The sequence below is a fragment of the Neptunomonas sp. genome (genome assembly GCF_041601355.1).
GTDB lineage: Bacteria > Pseudomonadota > Gammaproteobacteria > Pseudomonadales > Balneatricaceae > Neptunomonas.
In genome coordinates this window covers 1-11,139 of sequence record NZ_JBFIIH010000125.1, presented here as the reverse complement: position 1 = coordinate 11,139, position 11,139 = coordinate 1, and the positions used below count along the sequence as shown (strand labels likewise).

At 47.7% G+C, this 11,139-nt stretch carries 11 protein-coding genes and 1 pseudogene; 8 read left to right on the top strand and 4 right to left on the bottom strand.

Annotated elements, in window-relative coordinates; genetic code table 11:
• Positions 1 to 1,182 (bottom strand): 2-isopropylmalate synthase (locus tag ABY436_RS16250; RefSeq protein ID WP_372739982.1); only part of this gene is annotated, 1,182 nt, incomplete at its 3' end.
• A 378-nt stretch (positions 1,183 to 1,560) separates the two neighbouring features.
• Between ABY436_RS16250 and ABY436_RS16245 the strand changes: the two genes are divergently transcribed.
• Complete coding sequence (locus tag ABY436_RS16245) at positions 1,561 to 2,718, top strand: MalY/PatB family protein (RefSeq protein ID WP_372739981.1); 1,158 nt, start codon at positions 1,561 to 1,563, stop codon at positions 2,716 to 2,718.
• A gap of 10 nt (positions 2,719 to 2,728) precedes the next feature.
• Here ABY436_RS16245 and epmA read toward each other — a convergent pair whose 3' ends face one another.
• Complete coding sequence (gene epmA / locus ABY436_RS16240; protein ID WP_372739980.1) at positions 2,729 to 3,694, bottom strand: EF-P lysine aminoacylase EpmA; 966 nt, start codon at positions 3,692 to 3,694, stop codon at positions 2,729 to 2,731.
• A 56-nt stretch (positions 3,695 to 3,750) separates the two neighbouring features.
• Complete coding sequence (gene efp, locus ABY436_RS16235; RefSeq protein ID WP_232348864.1) at positions 3,751 to 4,311, bottom strand: elongation factor P; 561 nt, start codon at positions 4,309 to 4,311, stop codon at positions 3,751 to 3,753.
• A gap of 183 nt (positions 4,312 to 4,494) precedes the next feature.
• Between efp and epmB the strand changes: the two genes are divergently transcribed.
• Together epmB and ABY436_RS16225 are read left to right on the top strand one after the other, a co-directional pair.
• Positions 4,495 to 5,514 carry an EF-P beta-lysylation protein EpmB gene (gene epmB / locus ABY436_RS16230; protein ID WP_372739979.1) on the top strand — a complete coding sequence of 340 codons (1,020 nt, stop codon included), beginning with the start codon at positions 4,495 to 4,497 and terminating at the stop codon, positions 5,512 to 5,514.
• Between the two features lie 141 nt (positions 5,515 to 5,655).
• Complete coding sequence (locus ABY436_RS16225) at positions 5,656 to 6,141, top strand: hypothetical protein (protein WP_372739978.1); 486 nt, start codon at positions 5,656 to 5,658, stop codon at positions 6,139 to 6,141.
• 63 nt (positions 6,142 to 6,204) lie between these two features.
• On the opposite strand, the gene ABY436_RS16220 is transcribed toward ABY436_RS16225, so the two are convergent.
• On the bottom strand, positions 6,205 to 6,528 hold the full coding sequence (locus ABY436_RS16220) for a DUF1820 family protein (protein WP_372739977.1): 324 nt from the start codon (positions 6,526 to 6,528) through the stop codon (positions 6,205 to 6,207).
• 152 nt (positions 6,529 to 6,680) lie between these two features.
• On the opposite strand from ABY436_RS16220, the gene miaB reads away from it, so the two are divergent.
• The 5 genes and pseudogenes from miaB to ABY436_RS16195 all read left to right on the top strand — a co-directional run.
• Positions 6,681 to 8,021, top strand: coding sequence for a tRNA (N6-isopentenyl adenosine(37)-C2)-methylthiotransferase MiaB (gene miaB / locus ABY436_RS16215; protein WP_372739976.1), 1,341 nt, complete (start codon positions 6,681 to 6,683; stop codon positions 8,019 to 8,021).
• Between the two features lie 27 nt (positions 8,022 to 8,048).
• Complete coding sequence (locus ABY436_RS16210) at positions 8,049 to 9,089, top strand: PhoH family protein (RefSeq protein WP_372739975.1); 1,041 nt, start codon at positions 8,049 to 8,051, stop codon at positions 9,087 to 9,089.
• Positions 9,086 to 9,544, top strand: a complete 459-nt coding sequence (ybeY, locus tag ABY436_RS16205; protein WP_372739974.1) for an rRNA maturation RNase YbeY — start codon at positions 9,086 to 9,088, stop codon at positions 9,542 to 9,544. The genes ABY436_RS16210 and ybeY overlap by 4 nt, the downstream gene beginning before the upstream one ends.
• A gap of 10 nt (positions 9,545 to 9,554) precedes the next feature.
• Positions 9,555 to 10,391 (top strand): HlyC/CorC family transporter, encoded by an 837-nt coding sequence (locus tag ABY436_RS16200; RefSeq protein ID WP_372739973.1) that lies wholly within the window; start codon positions 9,555 to 9,557, stop codon positions 10,389 to 10,391.
• A gap of 10 nt (positions 10,392 to 10,401) precedes the next feature.
• Positions 10,402 to 11,139: pseudogene (locus ABY436_RS16195) on the top strand (apolipoprotein N-acyltransferase); the annotation flags it as partial.

Below are 11,139 nucleotides of genomic sequence, written 5' to 3'. Positions count from 1 at the left end.
ATATTTCTCATACGCATCCGCCGCACGCACATCAGATACCAGCGCAACCAGATCTTCATCAAAGATCTCATGCTTCTTATCTGCAAGCTCTTTGAAGCGCGCAAAAGCATGGTTGAGTTCTGTATCTGAGCTGAAACTAGTGCCCAACTCTTCCAGGCGTGAACGGAAGGCGTTACGCCCGGAGTGCTTACCCATCACCATCCGATTAGTCTGCCAACCCACATCCTGAGCCGTCATGATTTCGTAAGTTTCACGATGTTTCAGCACACCGTCCTGATGAATGCCGGATTCATGTGCAAACGCATTAGCACCAACAATCGCTTTGTTTGGCTGAACCGGGAAGCCGGTGATACTGGAGACCAAACGCGAAGCAGGTACGATCTGCGTCGTATCAATATTGGTGTCTAAGCCCAAAAGATCTTTACGGGTACGGATCGCCATGACGAACTCTTCCAGCGACGCATTTCCGGCACGTTCACCCAGCCCGTTAATGGTACATTCGACCTGACGCGCACCCGCCGTCACCGCTGCTAACGAATTAGCCACTGCCAGCCCTAGATCGTTATGACAATGTACCGAGAAAACTGCTTTATCCGCATTCGGAATTCGTTGTAATAACTGCCCGATGGTATAGCCAAACTCTTCGGGAATGGCATAACCGACCGTGTCAGGTATATTGATGGTACGCGCACCGGCATCAATGACTTTCTCGATAATACGACACATAAAATCCAGTTCAGAACGGCTGGCATCTTCCAGAGAAAACTCTACATCACTGATCAGGTTATGTGCACGCTTAACCGCATGCACTGCATGCTCGACTACCTGATCCGGTGTCATCTGCAGCTTATACTTCATATGGATAGGCGACGTCGCGATAAAGGTATGAATTCGACCCGAGGCGGCATTTTTCAGTGCTTCGCCGGCACGATCAATATCAGCATCCAAAGCACGCGACAAAGAACAGATAGTGCTTCCGGTTATCGTATCAGCAATGGCTTTGATAGAGGCAAAATCACCCGGTGAAGCGATAGCAAAACCAGCCTCGATTACATCAACCCGCATTTTTTCCAATTGCTTGGCAATACGCAGCTTTTCCTCCTTGGTCATTGAAGCACCAGGGCTCTGCTCACCATCTCGTAATGTTGTATCAAAAATTATGACTTGATTTGTACTGCTCATCGGAGGGGCTCCAATCAGTTATTCAATGCGGGAAAAAAGACATTGAATTAAACGAATTATTTTAATGTATTTACCAGCAGACATCGGCCAAGCCCGATAGCCTGCCGGGATAAGGTAACACGATATTAACTGCTCTTAAGCAGTGGACGAAAAAGCTGCAGACGCCTCATGACAGCAAACGCAGATATCGTTTGATTGATATCTGTTTTGCAGATCACACAGGGAGGCACGAATTGCATACTCAGCCGCTAACCGAATTGATTTGAATTAGCGATAACTATAACCTGAAGCTAACGATTTGCAACCTTCGACCGCGACAAATGGCACTTCAAACGAAGTACTTATTGTAGCGACTTCTGAATAAAGCAGGGAACCACGATGCCGCCCATAGATTTTGATACCTTAATAGACCGACGTGATACCGCCAGCCTGAAGTGGGAACGTTATCGGGACACAGAAATCCTGCCCATGTGGGTCGCCGATACGGACTTCATGGCACCTCCCAGCGTTACTCAGGCACTACAGAAACGCATCGATCATGGTGTTTTTGGCTACACTAATACACCCGCGGAGCTGAATCAGATAATCGTTGAACGAATGCAGTCTTTATACCAGTGGGAGATCAAGACCGACTGGCTGGTTTGGCTACCAGGGTTGGTGTGTGGACTTAACCTGGCTTGTCGTACGGTTGGTGAAGCAGGCGACGACATCATTGCACCTCAACCTATTTACCCACCCTTTGTTTCAGCTCCTCACTTATCAAAACGCAGAGTGATTCAGGTACCGATGAAGCAAGTACAAACGCGCTTTATTCTCGACCTTGAGGCGCTTGAGAATTCGATCACCCCCGACACCCACCTGATACTTTTTTGTAACCCGCACAATCCTGGCGGCACTGTTTACCGCAAAGAGGAGCTACAACAACTGGCAGACATTGCCAAAAAGCATCAGCTGATTATCTGCTCTGACGAGATTCACTGTGATCTGATTCTGCAACCGGACTTGGTACATATCCCTCTGGCAACACTTAATCCAGATATTGCCGCACGCACCATCACCTTAATGGCACCGAGTAAAACCTACAACATCGCAGGTTTGGGCTGCTCTTTTGCCATTATCCCTGATGAACAGCTGCGCAAGCAGTTCATCAACATCAGAAAGGGGATCGTGCCTGATGTCAACTTACTTGGCTATACCGCCGCCATCGGCGCTTATCAGGCGGGCGATGCCTGGAATCAGAAACAACTTAACTATTTACGCGACAACAGAGATTACCTGATAAAGGAGATCAACCAGATCCCCGGTCTGAAGCTCAACCCGATCGAAGCAACTTATCTGGCATGGATTGATGTATCTGCCGCTAAACTGGAGAATCCAGCCCACTTTTTTGAACAAGCAGGCGTTGGCATGTCTCCTGGCCGGGATTTTGGTGACAGTAACTATATGAGGCTAAATTTCGGCTGTCCCAGACCTATGCTGGAAGAAGCGGTTAAGCGGATTAAAAACGCTTTACTTAACCATCTTCCGTGCGCATAAAGGAAGTACATCAGGCGTTTCGAAAGGTAAAAGGAATGACCTCTTCGATGTGTCCCGCCTGCAATGCAAGCATAATTAGCCGGTCGACGCCTAATGCAACACCGGCACAGTCGGGCAGCCCGTAGGCCAGCGCTGAAACCAAGCGCTGCTCGAGTGGGCGCTGTGGCAACCCTAATTGTTTTCTACTGCGCTGGTCGGCCTCCAGCCTGTGCTGCTGTTCAGTAGGATCGGTCAACTCATGATATCCATTTGCCAGCTCTATGCCGTTAACAAACAACTCAAAGCGGGAAGCCGTCAGTTGGCCATCAGTATTCGTTTTAATACGTGCCAATGCTGATTGGCTGGCAGGATAGTCAGTAATAAAAACAGCTTCATCTTTCAGCAAAGGCTCAATCACATGCGACATCAGCAGATTCAGCCAGCCATCCCTATCATCCGGATCCATGTTTACTTCGACGTGCTGTCGCATCAGACCGGCTAGCTGAGCAGTGCTGATCTCCTGAAGATCAACCTCCAGTTTCTCCATGAAAATTTCTGCATAGGTACAACGGCGAATCGGCCCGATACCCAATACCAAACGGACAAGGCGCTCTACATCATCCATCAGACTTTTATCATCAAAGCCTAAACGATACCACTCCAGCATAGTGAATTCCGGATTATGATAACGCCCCTCTTCGCCATTTCGAAAGACTTTCCCCATCTGATAGATAGAGCCACTTCCGGCAGCCAACAAACGTTTCATGGCATACTCAGGAGAGGTTTGCAGATAGCACATTTCTGCACTCGCATCAGGATGACCACGAAAAGCAACGTCCAATGAGTCGATAAACGGATCACTAACAGCGCATTGAGACAACACAGCTGTATCAACTTCAAGTACCTGCTGCCCGGCAAAGTAGCGGCGTATATCGGCGAAAATCGCGGCTCTTTTATGCAAATTTCCGACGCTGGTCGTTGGTTTCCACTCAGACATACTTCCCCCACTAAAAACGGCAGCCGAAGCTGCCGTTTCTTAAAACACTAAAAGAATTATGCGCGGCTAACGTATTCGCCGCTGCGCGTATCAATTTTCAATATATCACCCTGCTCAATAAACAAAGGCACCTTAACCACGGCACCGGTTGCCAGCGTAGCCGGCTTCGATCCGCCCTGAGCTGTATCGCCTTTTATACCCGGATCTGTTTCAGTCACTTCCAACTCAACAAAGTTGCCTACCGTGACGGCAATAGGATTGTCATTCCAGAGTGTAACCATACATACGTCATTTTCTTTCAACCATTTCGCCGCATCACCAACGGCTGTGGCATCAGCGCCGTACTGTTCAAATGTAACCGGCACCATGAAATGATATAACTCACCATCGAAATAGAGATACTCCATATCGCGGTCCATTACATCCGCACCTTCAACACTCTCATTTGATTTGAAGGTACGCTCCCAAACACGACCGGTCATCAAATTACGCATTTTTACGCGTGTAAACGCCTGACCTTTACCGGGTTTAACAAACTCAACATCCTGCATCGTACATGGATCACCTTCAAGCATAACTTTAAGGCCGTTTTTTAACTGGTTCGCGGAATATGCCATAATTTTCTCTAATCAATAATTAAGCTAGGATAAATTCACCAGAAACATTTCACTAAAAATATTTCTCTATAAAGGTTTCTCTTTAAAAGAGTCAAGCCAGAAAAGTTTCACCTCAAAATTGACACCCATTCTACTTGAAAGGAGAATGCGAGCAAAATTGAATTACTCCGGACCATGGCTACGATGAACCAAATATCACCTATTCTATTAGAAACTGACTGGCAAACGTCGCTTCGACAGTCTATTTGTAGCCTTGACGAACTACTAATGCGGGTTAACCTGAGCCATGAGAGCGTTAACGCATGCCCTGAAGCCGCCAAAGATTTTGCGCTTCGCGTCCCCACACCTTATCTGAACCGGATCGAGAAGGGTAACCCTCAAGACCCGCTGCTCTTGCAGATTCTGCCGCAAACATACGAAATGGAGCGTTATCCAGGCTATTCTAACGATCCTCTGGAAGAACGCGACACAAATCCTGCACCCGGGCTGATTCATAAATACAAAGGCCGGGTTCTGCTTGTTCTCAGTGGCGCTTGTGCCATCAATTGCCGGTACTGTTTCAGACGCCATTTTCCGTATCAGGAGAATCAACTGGGTAACCAGCAATGGCAACAGGTTTTATCTTACCTGAACAATGACCCCAGCATCACCGAAGTGATTTTTTCCGGAGGCGACCCGCTGGCAACACCCGATAAACGCTTAAAGAACATGATTAACGACCTTGAAAAGGTTCCGCATATCAAGCGGTTGAGAATTCATAGTCGCCTGCCTGTCGTTATTCCGCAACGGGTTACTGACGACCTGTGCGAAATATTAAAATCATCCCGACTCAAAATAGCCTGTGTGCTGCACATCAATCATGCGAATGAAATCGACTGTCAGGTTGCTGATGGTATTGCAAAATTACAACACGCCAACGTCACTGTACTGAATCAGGCCGTTCTGCTCAAAGGCATCAATAACTCAGTCGACTGCCTCAAAGAACTCAGCGAAAAACTTTTTGATTACAAGGTATTACCCTATTATCTGTTTGTTCTTGATCGCGTCCATGGTTCGGCACACTTTGACGTCAGCGACAATGACGCAATTAAACTGATTACTTTACTTCAAGCAGAGCTTCCTGGCTATCTGGTCCCTAAACTCGCAAGAGAAATTCCAGGCCGCCCCTCAAAAACACTGCTATTCTTAAAGGAATCTGATTAAATTCAGGAAAGAGTGATCAGTTCCCCTTAAGCTTATAAGTGTATATATGAGCGTATACATGGGTGTATACAGGGAAACTCATCAATGAAACACGTGTTCACCAACCCGAAATTGTAACAAGCCTAGCCACAGGATTTATGTATGCAGTTCATTAAACGCTCATCTTTACTTATTACGCTGGCGCTTTTAGCCGCCTGTAGTTCCGACAAAGTAGTCCAGGCACCGCCCGCACCAACCCCGGTCTATGTACCACCACCGCTGATCGCCTTAGAGTTAGCAGAGCCTAAATCAGAGAAACATCGTGGCCGTGCCGGAGCTTACATTCACTTTTCAAATATATCCTCAGGAACATACCAATACGTTCTGTTTCGCACCACTGCCTTTGATGAAAATGGTAACGTTATACGCGCTAAGAAAAGCCGTGATCAGAACGCATACCTTCGCGTAGCAGGCCCTATCTATCCGGGCGAATACAGCAAAGGCCACTCATGGAAAAATACCTGGAGCAAAAAGGGTGTTAAGTGCATTGATATCGATCAGATTGAGATTGTCTTCAGTGATGGCAGCGTAGAAGTAGCACAGGGCGACACGCTAACTAAACACACTTCAGGAAGCTGCGTTCGTTAGAAGCCGGGCTGTCAGTTAAAGGCGGATAATAAAAATCCGGGCAGGATGTAACTGCCCGGAGGATCATTTTTTGGCAGGCGGCGGCATAACCGGAAAAGCAGTAACATTTCCTCTGGACTGGCTGATTTTAGCGACACCCTCTTTCTTTACTTCATCAATACGAATAATAGATTGCAGTGGAATATAGCTGCGTTCAACCTCAGCGAACTCCTGCTTAAGCTTCTCTTCTCCCGGATCTACCAACAACTCCGAACGCTGCCCGAATACAAACTCTTCGAGTTCAATAAACCCCCACATGTCACTTTGAAAAATTTGTTTGACGAAGACCTCATAAACCTGATCCTGATTTACAAATTTGACACGATAGATATTCTCTTCTTCGGCCATAGCCCTTTTATTAACTCCACATACCCGCTATTAATTTCTAACTGTTATATGGGGATAAAACCGATATTAACAAGCGCGCCAAAAACTATTAAAACCAGCCCCTATCCAGTATAATGACCGGTCTTTTTGTAAATGATCGAACAAGGTGTGTAATGGCGAAAAAGCTATTTATTAAAACTCATGGTTGTCAAATGAACGAGTACGATTCTGCGCGCATGTCAGACCTACTCGGAGAAAGCCATGCATTGGAGTTAACCGATAATCCGGAAGAAGCCGATGTCCTGTTATTAAACACTTGTTCTATCAGGGAAAAAGCGCAAGAGAAAGTATTTCATCAACTGGGTCGCTGGCGCAAATTAAAGGTTGCACGCCCCGATCTGGTGATTGGCGTGGGGGGCTGTGTCGCCAGCCAGGAAGGAGAAAGCATCCTTACCCGCGCACCCTACGTTGATATGATTTTCGGACCGCAAACATTACATCGTTTACCCGAAATGATTGATCTGAGCAATCAGGGGAAAAAAGGGATTGTTGATATCAGCTTCCCTGAGATCGAAAAATTCGATTCTTTACCTGCACCTAAAGCCGATGGCGCTGAAGCCTTTGTATCCGTCATGGAAGGCTGCAGTAAATACTGCTCCTTCTGCGTGGTGCCCTATACCCGCGGCGAAGAGGTCAGCCGGCCACTTGATGACGTCATTACCGAGTGCGTTGAACTGGCCGAACAAGGTGTCAGAGAGGTCAATCTATTAGGCCAGAACGTAAATGCCTACCGTGGCGCGACCCATGATGGCGATACTGCCGACCTGGCTGAGCTGATCAGAAGTGTTGCCGGCGTCGATGGGATTGATCGTATTCGCTTTACTACATCGCACCCGGTTGAGTTTACCGACAGACTGATTCAGGCATTTGCTGATGTTCCGGAACTGGTTAATCATCTTCATCTACCCGTTCAGTCAGGATCTGACCGCATTCTCATGGCGATGAAGCGTGGCCATACCGCCCTGGAATATAAATCAAAAATCAGAAAGCTGATGAAAGTCCGCCCACAACTCACCATGTCATCTGATTTTATCATTGGTTTTCCGGGCGAAACAGAAGCAGACTTTGAAGCGACCATGAATCTGATCCAAGAGATCGGCTTTGATAACTCGTTCAGCTTCATCTACAGCCGACGCCCGGGCACACCCGCATCCGACCTGCCCGATACGGTGACCGAAGAAACTAAAAAAGAGCGTTTACAGATTCTACAAACGCGAATTATTCAACAAACCATGCAGATCAGCCGTCGCATGATCGGCTCAACTCAGCGCATCCTGGTAAACCGTTATTCCAGAAAAGATCCGGGCTTGCTATCAGGGCGCACCGAAAACAACCGGGTCGTCAATTTCAAATGCGCCAACCCCAATCTGATAGGCCATTTTGCCGATGTACGCATTCTGGATGCCTATCAGAACTCCTTGCTTGGTGAGCTTATCAGCTCTGAGCTTGACTAACCCCATTGCGGATTGAATAACGCCGGTATGACCTCACAAACAACCCAAGACGTTAAGTTTCTACTGACGCCCTTTCATGCAGAAGCCCTGGCTAACCTCTGCGGCCAGCTTAATCAACACCTCAAGCAGATTGAATCACGCTTAGGTGTAGAGATACATAGCCGCAGTAACGAGTTCCAGGTATCCGGCGAACCGCAACGCGCGCAGTTGGCGAGTGAAATGCTGAAACAGCTCTATCAGGACTCGATAGATGGAACGAGCATTACCGCCGAACTGATTCACCTTCTGTTACAACAGTCGGGCATTGAGCAGCGCAGCGGAAACGGTAATAAATTACCGAAAGACGATATCTGCATCCGCACGCGTAAAGCACTGATAAGACCTCGCGGGCCAAATCAACAGAAATATGTACGCTCCATTCTTCAGCACGATATCAACTTTGGTATCGGCCCGGCCGGCACCGGAAAAACCTATCTGGCCGTTGCGTGTGCTGTCGAAGCGCTCGAACGTGAAGAGATTGAACGTATTCTACTGGTACGACCTGCCGTTGAAGCCGGCGAAAAACTCGGTTTTCTACCCGGCGATTTATCGCAGAAAGTCGACCCTTATCTGCGCCCGTTATATGACGCTTTATACGAAATGCTGGGCTTTGAAAAAGTCGACAAAATGCTGGAACGCAACATTATTGAAGTAGCGCCGCTTGCCTATATGCGCGGCCGTACTCTCAATGGTGCTTTTGTAATCCTTGATGAAAGCCAGAACACAACGCGCGAACAGATGAAAATGTTTCTGACACGTATCGGCTTTGGCACTACCGCTGTTATCACAGGCGACATTACCCAGGTCGATCTGCCCAAAGGCACACCGTCGGGTCTCAAACATGCTATACATGTACTTGATGGAGTCAAAGGTATTGGATTTACTCATTTTTCGTCTAAAGATGTAGTGCGCCACCCGCTGGTACAACATATCGTTGAGGCTTACGACCGCTTCGACCTGGAGCAAGAGCAGAACAAAGGTCAGAACCTGGATCAGAATATAAGTCAGAGTAAAGGCGCCCGGGCATGAGCTTCTACGTAGAGGTCCAGAGTGAGGTCGAAAGATCCGATCTCCCTTCAGATGAAGATTTCCAGCGCTGGGTTGCTTTGGCACTCGAGGGTCGTAAAACTGCAGGTGAAATCTGCATTCGCCTGGTTGAGCCAACAGAGAGCCAGCAGTTGAATAGCGATTATCGCGGCAAAGAATCCCCCACCAACGTACTCTCTTTTCCATTCGAAGCCCCTGCAGGGATTCCAATGGATTTACTCGGCGATCTGGCCATCTGCGCAGACATTGTTGCACAGGAAGCCAGCGAACAAGGTAAGCCTGTAATGCACCATTGGGCACATATGGTAATACACGGGACCTTGCATCTTATCGGTTTCGATCATATAAATGATACCGATGCAGAACAGATGGAAACGCTGGAGGTTGCACTACTGGCGACTTTAAATATACCTGACCCTTATCAGCAAGGAGTGTGAAAAAGAAATTATGAGCGAAGGTCGATCGGGACAACCACGAAGTTGGTTTGGGCGTCTTGCCCAAGCATTTTCTGATGAACCCAAAACCCGTGATGAAGTACTCAACATATTACGGGATGCGGTAGAAGAGAGTGTGCTGGATCAAGAAGCCCTCAGCATCATTGAAGGCGCAATACAGGTGGCAGAAATGCAGGTTCGGGATGTGATGATCCCGCGATCCCAGATGACATTTGTTCACGCCGAACAAACACCCAAAGAGTTCCTGCCACTCATTATTTCTACCGCACACTCTCGCTTTCCTGTGCTGGGCGAGAACTCTAATGAAGTCATTGGCGTGCTTCTCGCCAAAGACCTGCTACCTCTGATCATTGATAACAGCGAAGAAGAGTTTGATATTTACAGCAAACTGCGTAAAGCAACCTTCATTCCTGAAAGCAAACGACTAAATGTCCTGCTGAAAGAGTTCCGTGCAACCCGCAATCACATGGCGATTGTTATAGACGAATACGGCGGCATCGCCGGACTCATTACCATCGAAGACGTACTCGAACAGATTGTCGGCGAAATCGAAGATGAGCACGACTTTGACGACAATGAAGGCAATATTCGTTTATTTGATGAGAACGCCTATATTGTCAAAGCACTCACAGAGATCGAAGACTTTAACGAGTACTTCAATGCCAGCTTCCCTGACGATGAGTTTGATACGATTGGCGGCATAGTTACGCATCGTTTCGGACACCTGCCGCGCAAGGATGAAGAAGTCACAATACAGGACTTCACCTTTAAAGTACTGTCATCCGATAATCGGCGCATTCGCTTACTGCAGGTAAAACGGAAACTATAAGCCACCGTCCATGAAGCAGTTAACCTTTGCAAAATACCGCGCCCTGATATCACTTGTCGGCGGCGCGCTGACCCCCTTGGCATTTGCACCTTTCGACCTATGGTTGCTGATTCTGATCACCCCCGGCATTCTCTACCTGCTCCTGCAAGACCTATCACCACGCAAAGCGGCCTGGATCAGTTGGTGCTTTGGCACAGGTTTTTTTGGTACAGGTGTTTCATGGGTCTATGTCAGCATTCATACCTACGGCAATGCCTCCGTTCCCCTTGCCTCCATTATGACGCTGGCGTTTGCCATGGGGCTGGCACTGACATTTGCCCTGCAAGGCTGGTGCTATGCCAAATGGCTTTCATCATCACACTTTTCGGCGGCGGGTTTTATCGGTATCTGGATTCTATTTGAATGGCTTCGCAGCTGGTTTTTAACCGGCTTCCCGTGGCTCTACCTTGGTTATGCTCTGATCGATTCACCCTTCAAATTCTGGGCTCCGCTGGGCGGCGTCTGGTTGTTATCACTGATCGTACTGTGCTTATCTATCGGAATTATTCAGCTGATAAAAGCACGTCGAACACCGCGACGAATCGCGCTGGCAGTGCTGATCAGCCTACCCTGTCTGGCACTTATTCTGCCAAAAGACTGGACACAAAGCAGCGGACACATTCAACAGGTCGATATTGTGCAAGCTAACATCCCACAACAGTTAAAATGGGATAAAAATTATCTGCCAGAATTTTTGAATATGTACAGT

Coding starts and splice junctions, on each gene's coding strand:
- ABY436_RS16225 (WP_372739978.1), top strand. CDS start 5,656: ATGCAGTTCATTAAACGCTCATCTTTACTTATTACGCTGGCGCTTTTA.
- miaB (WP_372739976.1), top strand. CDS start 6,681: ATGGCGAAAAAGCTATTTATTAAAACTCATGGTTGTCAAATGAACGAG.
- ybeY (WP_372739974.1), top strand. CDS start 9,086: ATGAGCTTCTACGTAGAGGTCCAGAGTGAGGTCGAAAGATCCGATCTC.
- epmB (WP_372739979.1), top strand. CDS start 4,495: ATGAACCAAATATCACCTATTCTATTAGAAACTGACTGGCAAACGTCG.
- ABY436_RS16210 (WP_372739975.1), top strand. CDS start 8,049: ATGACCTCACAAACAACCCAAGACGTTAAGTTTCTACTGACGCCCTTT.
- efp (WP_232348864.1), bottom strand. CDS start 4,311: ATGGCATATTCCGCGAACCAGTTAAAAAACGGCCTTAAAGTTATGCTT.
- ABY436_RS16200 (WP_372739973.1), top strand. CDS start 9,555: ATGAGCGAAGGTCGATCGGGACAACCACGAAGTTGGTTTGGGCGTCTT.
- ABY436_RS16220 (WP_372739977.1), bottom strand. CDS start 6,528: ATGGCCGAAGAAGAGAATATCTATCGTGTCAAATTTGTAAATCAGGAT.
- epmA (WP_372739980.1), bottom strand. CDS start 3,694: ATGTCTGAGTGGAAACCAACGACCAGCGTCGGAAATTTGCATAAAAGA.
- ABY436_RS16245 (WP_372739981.1), top strand. CDS start 1,561: ATGCCGCCCATAGATTTTGATACCTTAATAGACCGACGTGATACCGCC.